Genomic DNA, 16,439 nt, shown 5'->3' with positions numbered 1-16,439 from the left:
TCCAGGTGGTGCGTCCGGAGATGCTGCAGTCCCACGGCCCGCTTTCAACAGCCTTACACCCGAACGCCGCCGACCCTGCGCCGATGACTGCTGCCATCGAAGTCAGGGACCTCAGAAAGTCCTACGGCGAGGTCCAGGCGCTCGACGGGCTCTCGCTCCGGGTTGAGGAGGGCGAGTTCTTCGGGCTGCTCGGCCCCAACGGCGCGGGCAAGACGACGTTCATCAACGTGCTCGTCGGGCTGGTCCGCAAGTCCGACGGTCACGCCGAGGTGTTCGGCCACGACGTCGTCGACGAGTACCGCGAGGCCAGAAACGCCATCGGGCTCGCACCACAGGAGTTCAACGTCGACCGCTTCTTCCCCATCGAGGAGGTGCTCGTCCACAAGGCCGGCTACCACGGCGTCCCCGAGGACGAGGCGCTGGACCGGGCGCACGAGGCGCTGAAGCGCGTCGGCATCTACGACAAGCGCGAGGAGCGCTTCGACTGGCTCTCCGGCGGGATGAAGCGCCGCCTGCTGCTCGCTCGCGCGCTCGTCACCGACCCGGAGCTGCTCATCCTCGACGAGCCGACGGCGGGCGTCGACGTCCAGCTCCGCCACGACCTCTGGGAGGTCGTCCGGGAACTGAACGAGAACGGGACGACGGTGCTGTTGACCACGCACTACATCGAGGAGGCCGAACGCCTCTGCGACCGCGTCGCCGTCGTCGACGACGGCCGGAAGGTCGAGGTGGCGACGCCGGACGAGCTGATGGACCGCGGGACCGACACCGTCACCGTGACACTGCGGGACGCGCCCGGGGGGACACCGCCCCTGGGGGACACGCTCGACCGCGTCGAGTCGGTCGAACTGGACGGCGACCGGCTGGTCGTCCGCGCCCGCAACGGCGGCGCGGTGACGCCGGACCTGCTGAACGAACTGGAGGCGATGGGCCACGTCGTCGTCGACCTGGACATCTCGCGCACCAGCCTGGAGGAGATCTTCGTCGACATGACGGGTGAGGGCAGATGAGACTGCTCGCGACCGGTACCCGCGCGCTGCTGAAGCGCGAGATACTGCGGTACGTGCGCCGTCCCAGCAACACGTTCCTCCCGCCGTTCATCAACAACGTGCTCTACTTCGCGGTGTTCGGGGTCATCCTCGGCAGCCGCATCGGCAGCTACGGCGACGGCATCCCCTACATCGCGTTCGTCCTGCCCGGCCTCGTCGTCCTCGGCGCGGTGTCGAACGGCTTCGAGAACGCCTCCTTCTCCATCTTCCACGGGCGCTGGAACGAGTACATCCACGAGGTGCTCACGTCGCCGCTGTCGTACCGCCAGCTCTCCTTCGCCTACGTCGCCGCCAGCGCGCTCCGGGGCGTGCTCGTCGGCGTCATCATCTCGGTCATCGGCGTGGTGTTCACGTTCGCCCATCCGGGCTACGACGTCGTCGGCGTCGCCCACCCGGTCTACCTCGGCGTCTCGCTGGTCTCGGTCTCCGCGCTGTTCGCCTGCTTCGGCATCGTCGGCGGGCTCTGGGCGCGCGACTTCGACTACCTCACCGTCCTCAACCAGTTCCTCATCCGTCCGCTGGTGTTCTTCGGCGGCGTCTTCTACCCGCTGTCGGCGCTCGACGGTCTCTGGTACACCGTCTCGCTCGCGAATCCGATGGTCCACATGGTCGACGCGGTGCGCTACGGCTTCCTCGGCTACGCCGAACGCGACCCCGCGCTCTCGCTCGGCATCCTGCTCGTGGCGACCGCGGTCGTCTTCGCCGTCGACGTGACGCTCGTCGCACGGGGCTACGGGCTGACCGAGTAGTCCGCGGACGTTCCGTTCCCACCGTCGCCGATTCTCACCGCGCTGGAGTCACGAACAGCTTTGAACCCATCCATGCCGTACGTTCACGTATGACCCTCGAAGACCTCGCGGCGTACGGCGTCGAGCACATGGACGACGACGCGGTCCGTTCGTTCCTGACCACCCAGGGGACGGGGGTGCTCGGACTGCCGACCGACGGCGCGCCCGCGCTCCTGCCGCTGTCGTTCGGCTACGACGGCGACGAGACGCTGTACTTCACCTTCGTCGTCGGTTCCGGCAGCGAGAAACGGGAGCTGAGCGAGCGCGCCGAGGCGGCCTCGTTCCTCGTCTACCGCGCTGACACCCCGTTCACCTGGCAGAGCGTCCGGCTCACCGGGCGCATCGAGCCGGTGCCCGACGGCGAGCGCAATACCGCCCGCGACGCGCTGGAGAACGCCTGGCGGCCCGACCTGTTCGAGCGGGCGATGGCCGAGGTCGAGGTCGCGCTCTACCGGTTCGTCGTCGCGGACTGGTCCGGCATCAAGCAGACCGGCCTGCCGCCGGGGTTCGAGGAGTAGCCGGGCACGGTCGACTCCGTGGCAGGCGAGCGCCTTTCACCCCGGACCGTGAAGCGTGTCGTATGTCGGACGTCGAGCACGACCAGACCATCGTCAACGACGTGCGCCTCCACTACGTCGAAGCCGGCGACCCTGCCGACGAGACGGTGGTCCTCCTCCACGGCTTCCCCGAGTACTGGTACACCTGGCACCGGCAGCTCCCCGCCATCGCCGACGCCGGCTACCACGTCGTCGCACCGGACATGCGCGGCTACAACACCTCCGAGAAACCGTACGGGAAGGACGCCTACACGCTCGGTCGGCTCTCGCGAGACGTCGACGGACTCGTCCGGAAGTTCGGCGAGACCGCCCACGTCGTCGGGCACGACTGGGGCGGTGTCGTCGCCTGGGACGTCGGCGCGCGCCACCCCGAGGTCGTCGAGTCGCTCACCGTGCTGAACGCACCCCACCTCGGTGCCTTCCAGCGCGAGCTCCTCCGGAACCCGGGGCAGCTCCGTCGCTCGTGGTACGCCCTCTGGTTCCAGGTGCCGTGGCTCCCCGAACGGCTGTTCTCTGCCGCGAGCGGCCGTATATTCCCCGAGCTGTTCGCCGAGGGCACCAACAGCGAGGACGCCTGCTCCCCCGAGGACGTCCACCGGTTCGAGTACGCGTTCACGCTCCCCGGCACCCCCATCTCCGCCATCAACTACTACCGGGCGCTGTTCCGCACGCTCGGCCTCTCGATGCTCCCGTTCGTCGGCGGCGACGGCCCGCCGCTCGCCGTCGACGTGCCGACGCAGCTCCTCTGGGGGATGGACGACGACGCACTCTCGCCCGCGCTCACCGAGGGCCTCGGCGAGTGGGTGTCCGATCTCCGGGTCGTCCGGTACCCCGACGCGAGCCACTGGCTCCACCTCGACGAACCAGACGCGGTGACCGACGCCATGCTCGAGTTCTTCGACGAGCACTGAGCTGGGAGACGCACCCTTTTGCCCCTCCACCACCGAGCCCCGGGCATGACAGACGACGCAGAACTGGCGTGGACCGTCGACTCCTCCCACGTCGCCTACGAGTGCCCCGGCTTCGACGTCGTCCACGACGAGGTCACGCTGCCCGACGGCACCCGCACCGACTACGACTACGTGGCCGAGCCGCCGGCGGTGGTCGTCCTCCCGTTCACCCCCGACGGCGACGTGGTCGTCATCGACGAATGGCGGCAGGCGGTCGGCCGCGTCAACCACGGCCTCCCCGCCGGCAGCGTCGAACCTGGCGACGACGACCTCGCGGTCGCCGCCCGGCGCGAACTCCGCGAGGAGACCGGCTACGAGGCAGGGGGCGTCGAGCGTCTCACCACGGTCGAGCCCTCCAACGGCATCGGCAACTCCGTCCACCACCACTTCGTGGCCCGCGACTGCGAGCCCTCGGCCGACCAGGAGCTCGACCACGACGAGAGCATCCGCGTCGACACCCGCCCCTACGGTGACCTGCTCGCCGCCGCCCGCGACGGCGACCTCCGCGACGGCCGGGCCGTCACCGCGCTCTGCTACCACGAACTGTTCGGCTGAGCGGCCGGGGGTTCAAGTACGAAACCGCGGCCAGACGTGGCGTGACCTGAGCCCAGCCACGCGACGGCCGAGGCCGGTGTGCGACGCACCGTCGCGTGCAGCCCCGCGTGTCGCCTGTCCGCCCCCACCGCCATCCGAGGAGCCATGTCAACCCCCACCACAGCCGTTTTGTCTGCGGGACGCGTAGTGAGCGTGTGCAGCGCCGGTTCCTCTCGCACCGCACGACGCTCGCGGTGCGGTTCGTCGGGCTGGTCGTCCTCCTCAGCTACGGCTTCGCCATCGGGGCCGGCCTCCCGTTCGCGCTGCTCGCCGCCGCGTCGGTGTATCTGGAGGCACGTCGCCCCGACGCGGTTCCAGCGAGCCACCGCTGACTCCCCCGAGCGCTCTTCCTCACCACCAAACGACACCCTTACCGCCGGTGCCCGGGTAGCCGACGCCAATGAGAGAGCAGTTCGAGGTCCGCGACAGCGACGCCGGTGGTCGCATCGGGGAGCTGACCGTCCCCCGTGCCGGCGTCACCGTCGAGACCCCCGCGCTGATGCCGGTCGTCAACCCGAACATCGTCACCATCGAGCCCGCGCGGATGGCCGACGAGTTCGGCGCGGAGATCGTCATCACGAACTCCTACATCATCAAGACGACCGACGGGCTGGAGGCCGACGCCCGCGAGCAGGGCCTGCACGACCTGCTCGACTTCGACGGCGCAATCGTCACCGACTCCGGCAGCTTCCAGCTCGCCGAGTACGGAGAGATCGACACGAACACCGAGGAGATCCTCCAGTTCCAGCACGAGATCGGCAGCGACATCGGCACCCCGGTCGACATCCCCACCCCACCGGACGTCTCCCACGAGCGCGCCGAGTCCGAGCTCCGCACGACCCAGGAACGGCTCGAGCTCGCCGAGACCATCGACGTCGGCGACATGCTCGTCAACGCACCGGTGCAGGGCTCGACCCACCTCGACCTCCGCGAGGAGGCCGGCGCACACGCCGCCGAGACGGACCTCGACGTGTTCCCCGTCGGTGCGGTCGTCCCGCTGCTGAACGACTACCGCTACGACGACATGGTCGACGTGGTCGCCGCGTCGAAGCGCGGGCTCTCGCGCGACTGCCCGGTCCACCTGTTCGGTGCGGGCCACCCGATGATGTTCGCGCTCGCCGTCGCCATGGGCTGTGACCTGTTCGACTCGGCGGCGTACGCGCTGTACGCCCGGGACGGTCGCTACCTCACGGTCGACGGCACGGAACACGTCGAGGAGCTCGACTACATGCCCTGCTCGTGTCCGGTCTGTGTCGCGGAGACGCCGGAATCGCTCCGCGGGATGGACGACAGCGACCGCGAGGAGGCACTCGCCGCACACAACCTCCACGTCACCTTCGCGGAGATGCGCACCATCAAGCAGGCCATCCGCGACGGCGACCTCGTGGAGCTCGTCGAGCGGCGCGCCCGCGCCCACCCGGCGATGCTCGACGGCTACCGCGCGCTCACCGACCACGCCGCCCAGCTGGAGGAGACCGACCCCGCCTCGAAGGGCTCGTTCTTCTACCTCTCCAACGAGAGCGCGAAACGTCCGGAGGTCGTCCGGCACCACGAGCGGCTGGACCGGCTCTCGCCGTCGGGCGACGTGTTCCTGACCGAGGGCGACCACTCGTCGGAGTTCGACGAGTCGTGGCCGGTCGTCCCGCCCTTCGGCCCGTTCCCGAAGGCGCTGCGGAACACGTACCCGCTGACGGCGGAGACCCCGAGTCGACTGGACCGCGACGCCTACGAGGCCGCCGCCCGCGGCGTGGCCCGGCTCGCCGAGGGGAACCCCGAGGTCTCGTTCACACTCGCTCACGAGGACTGGCCGGAGAGCGCACTCGCGCTGGTTCCGGAGTCGGTCACAGTCGAGAGCCTCTGGCACGGCGACCGCTGAGGGCGGTACATGGGGCCACGACCACCGTCATCGCACAAAGCAAGATAGTAGTCCATCGGCCCCCGACACCGTGCCATGACCGACTACTTCGAGGTCCTCGAGCGCGACGGCGCGGCCCGGCTGGCCGAGCTCCGGCTGGCCGACCCCGTGACCACGCCGGCGCTCGTGGACGACTACGTCGACGACGCCGGGAGCCTCTGGACGGGCGAGCGCGAGCTCCCCGATGGCGACGAGTCCCGGCTGACCGTCCTCCCGCACCGGGGGCTCCCGGCGGGCACCGCCGACGAGGTCGCCGACTCTTTCGCCGTCGACTATCCGGACGTCGACTACCCGAACGCCGCGGTCGTCTCCGCCGAGACGGCCGCCGACCACGGCGCTGACGCGTACATCGTCTCCGATGCCGGCGGCTCGCTCGGCCACGGCGCGGGGATGAAAGAGCTCGTGCTGGCTGTCCGCGATGCCATCCCGGACGACACCGGACTCTACCTCTCCGGCGTCGCCACGCCGCGGAACGTCGCCGTCCTCGCGTACGCCGGCGTCGACCTGTTCGACGCCCACCGGGCGTACGTCCGCGGCACCGAGGGACGCTACCTGACGACCGACGACGCGTACTTCCTCGAGGACCTCGACGAACTCCCCTGTCCCTGCTCGGCCTGCGCGAAACCGCGCGAGGAGTTCGACCACGAGGACTGCGCCGAGCACAACGTCAACGCACTCGAAACCGAGTTGCGGCGGGTCCGGCGGCGCATCCGCGACGGCCGCCTGCGCGACTACATCGAGGGACAGGCCCGGCAGGACCAGTGGCTCACCGCGCTCTTCCGGGAGCTGGACCAGCAGTACGGCTACCTGGAGGCGCGGACGCCCGTCTACCGCGGCGCGGACCTCGACGCGGCGACGGAGGACACCCTCCGCCGGGTCGAGATCCAGCGCTTCGCCGAGCGCGTGACGACCCGGTACCGGAGCCGGTTCGACGACCACCCGCTCGTGCTCGTGCCGTGCTCGGCGGCGAAGCCGTACAGCGAGTCACAGAGCCACCGGCAGTACATGGACGCCATCGGGTTCCGGGGCCACATCGTCTCGATGACCTCGCCCATCGGCGTCGTGCCCCAGGAGCTGGAGACGACGTACCCGGCCCAGCACTACGACGCCGTGGTGACGGGTCGCTGGAGTGCCGACGAGGTCGAGTTCGTGAGCGAGGTACTCCGCCGGTATCTCGCCCGGAGCGACTATCCCCGCGTCATCGCCCACGTTCCCGAGGAGTATCGCCCCATCGTCGAGCGCGTCGAGGACGACGTCGACGTCCCCGTCGAGTACACCGTCGCGGATCACCCGACCACGAGCGAGAGCCTGGGGAACCTGCGCGACGCGCTCGACGGCGAACTCGCCTACAGCAAACGTGAACGGGAGCACAACACGGTACGGGCGCTCGCGGACGTCCAGCTCGGCGACGGCGCGGGTGACGACCTGTTCGAGGAGTTCCGAACGACGAGCCGATACCCGAAGCTGCAGGTCCGGGACGACGACGGCACCCAGCTCGCGGCGCAGGTCCCCCGCTACGGCACGCTGTCCTTCACCCTCGAGGGGGCCCGCCGCTGGGACGCGAGCGACGCGCCGACGAAGCGCGTCGAGATCGACGGCTTCGTCCCGCATGGGAGCGTCCTCGCGCCGGGCGTCGTCGACGCAGACGAGGAGATCCGCGTCGGCGACGAGGTCGTCATCGAGGGCCCGGCAGCGTACGCCGTCGGCCGGGCGCAGATGCACGGCGCGGCGATGATCGAGAGCACGCGCGGCGAGGCGGCCTCGGTCCGTCACGTCGCGGAGAAGTAGTCAGGTCGACGGGCCGCTGGCGACTGTCCTCCGTCTCGCGACGTACTTCGCGATCAGGTCGGCCTCGATGTGGACCGCGTCACCTGACTCGCGTCCGGAGAGCGTCGTCCGGATCTGAAGTCCGTCATCGATAGCGGAGACGTGACCCGGTCGACTACCAACTGGTTGCCTGCCGAGTTTATACGCGCCGAGTTGCTGTGTGTATTCGATGAGCCTGGAGTCGCGCGCGACGGGACAGGGTGGGCGCGGGTGCGACGGACCGGAGCGATGCGACTCCGCCGATTCAGGAACCGGCGATACTCCGGGGTGACGAGGATGGAGAACTACCCGATACGGGACGAGGCGGTGCTGCTCGCGGCAGCGGCAGCCGGCCTCCCGCACAGGCGGGTCCCCGAGCTCGTGGCGGTCGTGCAGGCCGATCTCGGGCTCCGGGTCGACGACTACCGGCACCGCTACGAATGCGTCCACGAGACGAGCGACGCGTTCGTCTTCCTCGTCGAGGGGGGCCACTGGACGACCATCGCCGAGCGCCTCGGCTTCGATTCGACCGACTCCCGGGCGGTCGAATGTGCCCACGTCGAGCACCTGCGGCGACTCGCGCGGGAGTCCGACCGGGTACAGGAGTTGGCGACGGCGCTGGAGGTGCGCGACTGCGTCGTCATCGGGAAGGACACACCACAGGCCGCGACCGACGGCGGGGACGTGACCGGCCGCGAGATGCGGTAGTCAAACCCCATCGCTGGCGGCACGATGTGCGTCCGCGACGGCGGCACGGAGCGTCGCCCCGTCGTCGGCGCGGGTCAGGTGGCTGGTGCAGTCGCAGTCCGTGCAACCGAAGCCAGCGACGGCGTCGGAGAGCCGACGGGCGACGGCGCACTCCACGTCCTCGGGGGTACGGACGTCGCCCCGGACCGTCGCCGCATCGTGACCGAGCAGGTAGTCGACGTGCCAGTGGCGCACGTCGCGCTCGCCCGCCGCGACCTCGCGGTGCCGGTCGAGTCGCGAGAACCCGCCGCTGCCGAGCGCGCTCCCGGTGTAGCCGTACCAGCCCGACTCCAGCGCCACTTCGCCGAGGGCACCGACGTCGACCGTGACGGGGTGGTCGAGTTCGACGAGCAGTGTGTAGGTTCCGCCGGCCATGGCTGGACGTGGTCGAGCCGACCGCAAGAAGCCGCCGGTCCACGGCGACGCGACCGGCTTTTGTGTCGCCGACTCTGAGTCGGGGACGTGACTCGACTCGACCGCCGACGCGCGTGGCGCTGGGGGCCGGCGGTCGCCTGGGCGGCCGTCGTGCTCGTCGCCTCGCTCGTCGACCCGCCGGGTGCGGCGACGGCGTCGACCCGGCCGTTCGGCGTCCTACCGGCCGACAAGTGGCAACACGGGCTCGCCTACGCGGTGCTGGGTGGACTGGTCGCGAGGGCGCTGGAGCGGACGACGCTGCAGGCGGCACTGCTCGCGGTCGCACTCGCCGTCGCCGTCGGCTTCGGCGTGGAGCTGTGCCAGTCGTTCGTCCCGTGGCGGACGGCCTCGCTCGGCGACGGGGCGGCGAACGCCGTCGGCGCGGTCGTCGGCGTCGCCGGCTGGCGAATCGCGGCGAAAAGGTCTCCCAGGCCCTGGGAACGCTCGTAACCGGCTTTCCTCCGGCCCGACGAGTATCCCGTATGAGCCGACAGGGTACCTGTACGCGGCGGACCGCACTCCGGGCACTCGGCGTCGGGGCCGGGCTCGCGGCGACCGGCGCGACCGCGACCGCACAGGAGCAGCCGACGTTCGACGGGTGGCTGGAGAACGTCGGTAACTACGACGGCGTCGTGGACGAGACCGGCGCGGACAGCGTGACGGTGCAGGTCGGGAGCCAGGCCAACGGCGGCGCGTTCGGCTTCTCGCCGCCCGCCATCCGGGTCGACCCCGGCACCGAGGTCGTCTGGGAGTGGACCGGCGACGGCGGCGTCCACAACGTCCTTCCCGACGACGGTAGCTGGGGCTCCGAGCTCGTCGACCAGGCCGGCCACACCTACTCCCGGACCTTCGAGGAGGCCCAGGTCGTGAAGTACTACTGCGAACCCCACGAGGGCATGGGCATGAAGGGCGTCGTCGTGGTCGGCGATGCCGGCCCGTCCGGCGGAGACGGCGGTGGCGGCGGCCAGCAGAGCTTCGAGGAGCCGGACTACGGCGGCTGGTTCGACGACGTCGACAACTACGAGTCGACCGCGAACGAGACCGGCAGCGAGGGCGTGACGGTGCAGGTCGGGAGCCAGGCCAACGGCGGCGCGTTCGGCTTCTCGCCGCCCGCCATCCGGGTCGACCCCGGCACCGAGGTCGTCTGGGAGTGGACCGGCGACGGCGGCGTCCACAACGTCCTTCCCGACGACGGTAGCTGGGGCTCCGAGCTCGTCGACGAAGCGGGCCACACCTACTCCCGGACCTTCGAGGAGCCCGGCATCCACAAGTACTACTGCGAACCCCACCGTGGGATGGGGATGAAGGGTGCCGTCGTCGTGACCGGCGACGGCGGCACCGACGAGAGCGCGGACGAGGGCTGGAGCGAGCCCACCGCTCAGCCCCGTCCCGTCGGCGAATCCAGTATCGAGCCCCTCGAGCTCGCCTTCGTCGGTGGGTTCGGCTCGCTGCTGCTGTTCCCGGCGCTCGTCGGGATCGCGATGGCGCTCGGCTCGGACGGCAGGCCGGACGACGAGCCGGGCGAGCGGAACTGACCGACGGCGGTCGCATCAAAAACCGAACTGTAATAGTGCCCCCGTTCGGAGTTGCCCGGTACGGATGTACGACCCGTCCGCGACGGACGAACCGGAGTTCCAGGCGGTCGTCGACGCCCTCGACGACGAGGACTGTCACGCGATCATCGAGGCGCTCGACGAGCCGATGACCGCCAGTGAACTCTCCGACGAGTGCGAGATCCCGCTCTCGACGACCTACCGGAAGCTCGAACGGCTCACCGAGTCGTCGCTGCTCGTCGAGGAGACCCAGCTCCGTCCGGACGGCCGTCACACGTCGCAGTACCGGGTCAACTTCGAGGACGTCACAATCATGCTCGCCGAGGACAACTCGCTCGAACTACGTATCGCTCGCCCCCCCGAGACGCCGGACGAACGCCTCGCTTCGATGTGGGAGGAGGTGCGCAAGGAGACATGAGTCACCTCTCCGCACTCGTCATCGCGTTCAAGACGCTCGCGCTCGTCTTCGGCGGCCTCATCACCTACTTCGCGGCGAAGGCGTACCGCCGGACCGGCTCGTCCGCGCTGCGCGCGCTGGCGGTCGGCTTCGGCTTCGTCACCGTCGGTGCCATGCTGGCCGGCGCGGCCGACCAGTTCATCATGGGCCCCGACGACCGCTCCGTCGCACTGGCCATCGAGAGCCTGCTGACCACCGCCGGCTTCGGCGTCATCCTCTACTCGCTGTACGCGGACTGATCGGTTCCTCGGCCCGGCGACCGACCCGAAGCGGATTTACGCCCACGACCGTTTCTCTCCGCCAATGAGCAAGCCCAGCCCCGAGGTCTACGAGCAGGGGAAGGGGATGGACGCGCACAACCAGGTGATGCGTCGCATCCGAGCGGAGAAGGAGGAGACGTACGACCCCCACGAGCCGACGCGGGTGTGGATAGACGAGGACAACACGCCCGGCGGCGTCTTCCAGAGCCTGACAATCATCCTGAACACCGGCGGCTGCCGGTGGGCCCGCGCCGGCGGCTGTACGATGTGTGGCTACGTCGCCGAGTCGGTCGAGGGCGGCTCGGTGAGCCACGAGGCGCTGCTGGACCAGATACAGGTCTGTCTCGACCACGAGAAAGAGAACGCCGACGAGAAGAGCGGCCTCGTGAAGATATACACCTCCGGGAGCTTCCTCGACGAGCGCGAGGTCCCGGGCGAGACTCGTCGCGCTATCGCCGACACCTTCGCGGACCGCGAGCGCATGGTCGTCGAGTCGCTGCCCGACTTCGTCGACAGGGAGAAGATCGAGGAGTTCACCGGCCACGGGCTGGACACCGACGTCGCCATCGGGCTGGAGACGGTGACCGACCGCGTGCGCCACGACTGCGTGAACAAGTACTTCGACTTCGCCGACTTCGAGGACGCCTGCGCGGAGGCCGTCGCGGCCGACGAGGGGAGCGCCGACGACGAGGGCGACGCCGGCGTGAAGGCGTACCTGCTGATGAAGCCGCCGTTCCTCTCGGAGCCGGAGGCGCTCGAGGATATGAAGTCCTCCGTGCGTCGCTGCAGCGAGGTCGACGGCTGCCACACCGTCTCGATGAACCCCTGCAACGTCCAGCGCTACACGATGGTCGACGAGCTGTTCTTCCGCGGCGGCTACCGCCCGCCGTGGCTCTGGTCGGTCGCCGACGTGCTGGAGTCGACCGCCGACTGCGACGCCATCGTCGTCTCGGACCCCGTCGGCCACGGCTCCGACAGGGGCGCACACAACTGCGGCGACTGCGACGACCGCGTCCAGACCGCCATCAAGGACTTCGACGTGCGACAGGACCCGTCGGTGTTCGAGCAGGTGTCCTGCGACTGCGAGCTGACGTGGGAGGCCGTCGTGGAGCGCGAGACCAGCTACAACATGCCGCTCGCGCGGTAGTCACTCCGCGGGCGTCGTCTCGTTCTCGGTCACCCCGTCCGTCCCCTCCGACGCAGACGACATCGCCAGCGGCACGTGCAGCGTGACGACGGTGCCACGGGGCTCGTTGTCCTCGAAGCTGAGCCAGCCACCCGACTGCGTGACGACCCAGTTGACCAGCCAGAGGCCGAGCCCGCTGGCGTGCCTGAGCTGGGTGATCTCCTGCTCCTCCGAGATGAGCGCGCGCTCCGAGGACGGGATGCCGGGGCCGTCGTCGGCGACCGACACCCGCAGCACGTCGGGGTCCGTCTCGCCACGGCGGGCGCTCACGTGGACGTTCGGCGTGTCGGTGTCGTTATGCTCGACGGCGTTCTCGATGACGTGGAAGATGGCGGTCCGGAGCAGGTCGTCGGCGCGGACCTGCGCCGTCTCCGGCAGGTCGGTCGTGAACTCCGCCTCCGGATACTCCTCGGCGACCCGTACGATGGAGGTGCTGACGCTCTCGTGGACGTTCACCGGGCCGGTCGCCGCGCGGTCGCGGTCGAGCGTGCGCTCGACGGCCCGGGTCTTCTCCGCGAGGCTGATGAGGTCGTCCGCGCGGTCGATGATGGTCTCCGAGTAGCCGACCGCGGCGGTGCCGTCGACGACGTCGCCGAGCATCTCCGCCGAGCCCTTGATGATGTTCATCCCGTTGCGCAGGTCGTGTCGGAGCACGCGGTTGAGGATCTCGACGCGCTTCTGGCGCTCCTTGCGCTCCGTGATGTCGGTGTAGACGCCGAAGGTGCGCGGGGACGACTCGTCGAGGTCGACCGGGACGACGGTCATCAGGAAGTCGCGCAGGCCGTCCGTCGTCCGTCGTTTCACCTCGCGCTCGACGAGCTCGCCCCGGTACGCCTGGTCGTTGAAGTGGTCGCTCTCGTCGTGCCGGTCCGGTGGCACGATGAACTCGTCGAGGTTGCCGCCGACGATCTCCCCGGCGTCGTAGCCGAACACCTGCTCGAACGCGTCGTTGACCTCGACGACCTTCGGGTGACCGTCCTCGTGGACCGCGTAGACGACGGGGTCGGGGACGTTCTGGAACAGCGCGGCGAAGCGGTCGCGCTCGTCCTTGAGCTCCTCCTCGAACGAGAGCCGTTCGAGCGCGTCCGCGACGTGGGTCAGCAGCAGCTCCGTGAGCTCGAGGTCGGCCGCGTCGAAGGCGTCGACCTCGTCGGAGACGGCCTGGAAGACCCCCTCGTCGCCGACGGGCACGGAGAGCAGCGAGCGGTACGTCCGGTCCTCCGGCTCGGCCGCGTTGTCGGCGGTCACGTCGTCGATGAGGAACGACTCGCCGGTGCGGTAGGTCTTCCCCGCGAGCCCCTGGGTTATCGGGGCGCGGTCGCTGTAGCCCTCCGGCTCGATCTCCGAGGAGAGCGCCCGAGAGCGGAGGAACTCGCCGACGACCTCGTCGACACAGCAGATGTCGAAGTCGAGGACGCGCTCTGCCGCCTCGACGGTCAGCGTCCAGACCTCCTCGCGGGTCTCGCAGTCGTCCAGGTCGGAGGCGATGGCGTGCAGCGCCTCTATCTTGCGCTTCTGCTCGACGAGCTCGGCCTCCATGCGCTTGCGTTCGGAGATGTCGCGCACCACGACGGCAGTGCCCTCGAAGCTCGTGTCCCGTGGGAGCGCGGCGATTGTCGCCTCGTACTCGACGATCTCCTCGTCGCCGAACTCGATCTCGAACGTGCGCGTCTCCTCGTCGGGCTCGCCGTCCGTCAGCGCCGCGATCTCCTCGCGGCCGCGCTCGACGTGCTCGCGGGGCAGGACCTCGTCGACGTGGCGGCCGAGGAGGTCGCCGCGCTCGTAGCCGGTGATCTCGACCATCACGTCGTTGACAGCGCGGAACTGCCCGGACTCGTCGAGTGCGAACACGCCATCGCCGGCCGCCTCGACGATGGCTTCGTGCCGTTTGAGGTCGCGCTCGCGGGTGCTCCGGTCGAGGGCGGCCTGCGTCGTCGATGCGAGGATCGTCGCCATGTGCACGTCGGTCCGGTCGAAGGCGTTGCGCGTCCGGGAACCGAAGGCGAGGACGCCGTGGTCGCCGAGCGGAACGATGATGGCGCTCTCGAGCGCCAGCGAGCCCGGCATCCCGGTCTGGGAGGTCGCCGACTCGTTGACGACGACCGTCTCACGGTCTTCGAACGCGTCCCACGTGAGGCCGTCGTCCCGGCCGACCATGGTCGGCTCGTCGAAGTGGCTGGCGACCGCTTCGGTGACCGAGACCGGCACGAGCATCTCGCTTGTGTCGTCGTAGAAGAACACGCCGGCGTAGGGTTGATCGAGGACGCTCCGTGCGGCCTCGACCGCGAAGTCGGCGACGCGGGTCGGCTCCTCGACACCGACGAGCTCGCTCGTCATCGCCTGGAGCGACTCGACGGTCTCGCGGCGGTTCACGCGGTCGCTCACGTCCTGCACGAACGAGAGCGCGCCGAGGACCGCCCCGTCGTCGTCGGTCAGCGTCGTGTTGTACCACTCGCAGGTCAGCGCCTCGCCGTCGGCGGTGACGTTCCGGTTCACGTTGACCGACGGCACCTCGCCGTCGGCCGAGAGCGCGGCGTCGGAGACCGAGCGGACGGCCCCCCGTTCGTCGGGCGGGACGAGCAGCTCGACGACCTGCTCGCCGATGGCCTCGGTCGCCTCGTAGCCGAACAGGTCGACCGCGCCGGCGTTCCAGGCGGTGATGCGCCCGTCGGCGTCGACCTCGACGACGGCGAGTGGTGCCTGCTCGTAGACGAGCCGGAGCCGGTCGAGCTCGCTTTCGACGGGCAGGCTGTCCTCGCACCCGACGACGTCGGCGATGCGCTCGCGGAGGACGTCGGGCCCAGCCGAGGCGGGAACGTAGCCGTCGACGCCGGCCGCGACCGCCTCGCTCGCCAGCGTCTCGTCGCCGTCCTCGGGGAGGAGGAAGACGGGCAGCGCCGGCCACCGCTCGCGGACCGACTCGAGCAGGTCGAGCGCGTCGCCCTCGATGGCGTCCGTCACCACGACGCAGTCGACGTCATCGTCGAGCGCGTCGAGGGCCGACCCGGGGTCGGGCGCTGTGCTCACCGTCCATGGAAGCGACTCCACCGTCTCCGTCCGCACGTCGCCGGGGGGAGCGACGAGCAGGACGCGTATCGTACGTCCGGTCATGCGACTCTCGGCGGCACGCGCGCCACCAGTTATGTCGTCCGATGACAGCCACCCCCTTGAATGCTTTAGCCGTTACGAGCCTCGACTCGGGACCGAACTCCCGCGTCGAACCACCCTACTCGGCGGCGAATCCACGCAGGAGCGGCCGACCGTCCGTGTCGCCGACGTCGGCGAGCGCGGCGCGCTCCGGGTGGGGCATCAGCACGGCCACGGAGTCGCGCTCGCCGACGACGCCGGCGACGTTGTGCTTCGAGCCGTTCGGGTTCGCCTCGTCGGTGAGGCTCCCGTCGGCGTCGCAGTAGCGGAACAGCACCCGGTCCTGGGTCTCGAGCTGCGTGAGGCGGTCCTCGCTGATCTCGTAGCGGCCTTCGCCGTGAGCGATAGGGAGCTCGATGACCTCGCCCTGCTCGTAGCCGGCGGTCCAGGGCGTGTCGGCGCGCTCGACGCGGACGTGGACGTGCTCGCACTGGAAGCGGGCGCTCGCGTTCGTGGTGAACGCCCCCTCCGTGAGGCCGGACTCGCAGCCGACCTGTGCGCCGTTGCAGACGCCGAGGACGGGGACGCCCTCGCTCGCCAGCTCGCGCACCTCGTCCATGACGGGCGAGCGGGCGGCCATCGCGCCGGCGCGGAGGTAGTCCCCGTAGGAGAAGCCGCCGGGGAGCATCACGCCCGTCGTGTCCGCGGGGAGGCCGTCCTCGTGCCAGACGATCTCGGCGTCGATACCGAGGTCGGTGAGGGCACGCAGGGCGTCGCGGTCGCAGTTCGAGCCGCCGAAGCGGACGACCGAGACCGTCATTCGCGCGGGGCGACCTCCACGTCGTAGTCGTGGATGGTCGGGTTCGCGAGCAGGCGCTCTGCCATCTCGGCGGCGCGCTCGCGGGCCGCATCCTCGTCTGTGGCGTCGAGGTCGACCTCGAAGCGGTCGGCCGAGCGCAGCCCCGAGAGCTCGAAGCCGAGACGCTCCAGCGCGCGCTTGGTCGTCTCGGCCTCGGGGTCGAGGACTCCCTGCTTGAGTCGGACGGTCACCGTGGCGGTGTAGGCGCTCATCACCT

Annotated in this window: 18 protein-coding genes; 14 read left to right on the top strand and 4 right to left on the bottom strand. The window is 70.0% G+C overall.

Features of this window, described 5'->3' with window-relative positions:
* Positions 1–83 precede the first annotated feature (83 nt).
* The 9 genes from NO345_RS03975 (at position 84) to NO345_RS03935 (ending at position 8,367) form a co-directional block, all read left to right on the top strand.
* Positions 84–1,010, top strand: coding sequence for an ABC transporter ATP-binding protein (locus NO345_RS03975; protein ID WP_256296693.1), 927 nt, complete (start codon positions 84–86; stop codon positions 1,008–1,010).
* Entirely contained in the window at positions 1,007–1,798 is a 792-nt protein-coding gene (locus NO345_RS03970) for an ABC transporter permease (RefSeq protein ID WP_256296691.1), read from the top strand. Before NO345_RS03975 ends, NO345_RS03970 begins: the two co-directional genes overlap by 4 nt.
* An 89-nt stretch (positions 1,799–1,887) precedes the next feature.
* Positions 1,888–2,355, top strand: coding sequence for a pyridoxamine 5'-phosphate oxidase family protein (locus NO345_RS03965; protein ID WP_256296690.1), 468 nt, complete (start codon positions 1,888–1,890; stop codon positions 2,353–2,355).
* 62 nt (positions 2,356–2,417) lie between these two features.
* On the top strand, positions 2,418–3,305 hold the full coding sequence (locus NO345_RS03960; RefSeq protein ID WP_256296688.1) for an alpha/beta fold hydrolase: 888 nt from the start codon (positions 2,418–2,420) through the stop codon (positions 3,303–3,305).
* A gap of 45 nt (positions 3,306–3,350) precedes the next feature.
* The gene (locus NO345_RS03955; RefSeq protein ID WP_256296686.1) at positions 3,351–3,899 is read left to right on the top strand and encodes an NUDIX hydrolase; all 549 of its coding nucleotides are present in this window, start codon (positions 3,351–3,353) and stop codon (positions 3,897–3,899) included.
* Between the two features lie 194 nt (positions 3,900–4,093).
* Entirely contained in the window at positions 4,094–4,270 is a 177-nt protein-coding gene (locus NO345_RS03950) for a hypothetical protein (RefSeq protein WP_256296684.1), read from the top strand.
* Positions 4,271–4,338: 68 nt separating this feature from the next.
* A complete protein-coding gene (gene tgtA / locus NO345_RS03945) occupies positions 4,339–5,814 on the top strand; it encodes a tRNA guanosine(15) transglycosylase TgtA (RefSeq protein ID WP_256296682.1) in 1,476 nt (491 codons plus the stop codon).
* Between the two features lie 75 nt (positions 5,815–5,889).
* Positions 5,890–7,641: an archaeosine synthase subunit alpha gene (gene arcS, locus NO345_RS03940; RefSeq protein ID WP_256296680.1), complete on the top strand. Its 1,752-nt coding sequence runs from the start codon at positions 5,890–5,892 to the stop codon at positions 7,639–7,641.
* 315 nt (positions 7,642–7,956) lie between these two features.
* The gene (locus NO345_RS03935) at positions 7,957–8,367 is read left to right on the top strand and encodes a DUF8048 family protein (protein WP_256296678.1); all 411 of its coding nucleotides are present in this window, start codon (positions 7,957–7,959) and stop codon (positions 8,365–8,367) included.
* Here NO345_RS03935 and NO345_RS03930 read toward each other — a convergent pair whose 3' ends face one another.
* Positions 8,368–8,781, bottom strand: a complete 414-nt coding sequence (locus NO345_RS03930; protein WP_256296676.1) for a GIY-YIG nuclease family protein — start codon at positions 8,779–8,781, stop codon at positions 8,368–8,370.
* Positions 8,782–8,868: 87 nt separating this feature from the next.
* Here NO345_RS03930 and NO345_RS19755 point away from each other — a divergent pair, with 87 nt between their 5' ends.
* From NO345_RS19755 to NO345_RS03905, 5 genes are all read left to right on the top strand, one after another.
* The gene (locus tag NO345_RS19755) at positions 8,869–9,270 is read left to right on the top strand and encodes a VanZ family protein (RefSeq protein ID WP_256296674.1); all 402 of its coding nucleotides are present in this window, start codon (positions 8,869–8,871) and stop codon (positions 9,268–9,270) included.
* 32 nt (positions 9,271–9,302) lie between these two features.
* Positions 9,303–10,355 carry a halocyanin domain-containing protein gene (locus NO345_RS03920; protein ID WP_256296672.1) on the top strand — a complete coding sequence of 351 codons (1,053 nt, stop codon included), beginning with the start codon at positions 9,303–9,305 and terminating at the stop codon, positions 10,353–10,355.
* A gap of 64 nt (positions 10,356–10,419) precedes the next feature.
* Positions 10,420–10,791: a winged helix-turn-helix domain-containing protein gene (locus tag NO345_RS03915; RefSeq protein ID WP_256296670.1), complete on the top strand. Its 372-nt coding sequence runs from the start codon at positions 10,420–10,422 to the stop codon at positions 10,789–10,791.
* Entirely contained in the window at positions 10,788–11,069 is a 282-nt protein-coding gene (locus NO345_RS03910; RefSeq protein WP_256296669.1) for a DUF7521 family protein, read from the top strand. Before NO345_RS03915 ends, NO345_RS03910 begins: the two co-directional genes overlap by 4 nt.
* Positions 11,070–11,133: 64 nt before the next feature.
* Positions 11,134–12,237 (top strand): archaeosine biosynthesis radical SAM protein RaSEA, encoded by a 1,104-nt coding sequence (locus tag NO345_RS03905; protein ID WP_256296667.1) that lies wholly within the window; start codon positions 11,134–11,136, stop codon positions 12,235–12,237.
* Here NO345_RS03905 and NO345_RS03900 read toward each other — a convergent pair whose 3' ends face one another.
* The 3 genes from NO345_RS03900 to purS form a co-directional block, all read right to left on the bottom strand.
* Positions 12,238–15,387, bottom strand: coding sequence for a PAS domain S-box protein (locus tag NO345_RS03900; RefSeq protein WP_256296665.1), 3,150 nt, complete (start codon positions 15,385–15,387; stop codon positions 12,238–12,240).
* 115 nt (positions 15,388–15,502) lie between these two features.
* Positions 15,503–16,183 carry a phosphoribosylformylglycinamidine synthase I gene (gene purQ, locus NO345_RS03895; RefSeq protein WP_256296663.1) on the bottom strand — a complete coding sequence of 227 codons (681 nt, stop codon included), beginning with the start codon at positions 16,181–16,183 and terminating at the stop codon, positions 15,503–15,505.
* Positions 16,180–16,434 (bottom strand): phosphoribosylformylglycinamidine synthase subunit PurS, encoded by a 255-nt coding sequence (gene purS, locus NO345_RS03890; RefSeq protein WP_256296662.1) that lies wholly within the window; start codon positions 16,432–16,434, stop codon positions 16,180–16,182. The genes purQ and purS overlap by 4 nt, the downstream gene beginning before the upstream one ends.
* Positions 16,435–16,439: the final 5 nt, after the last annotated feature.

Origin of the sequence: Haloarchaeobius salinus (genome assembly GCF_024464185.1) — an archaeon.
GTDB classification, from domain to species: Archaea; Halobacteriota; Halobacteria; order Halobacteriales; family Natrialbaceae; genus Haloarchaeobius; species Haloarchaeobius salinus.
The sequence above is the reverse complement of the archived record's forward strand: the minus strand, read 5'-3'. Positions and strand labels throughout refer to the sequence as shown.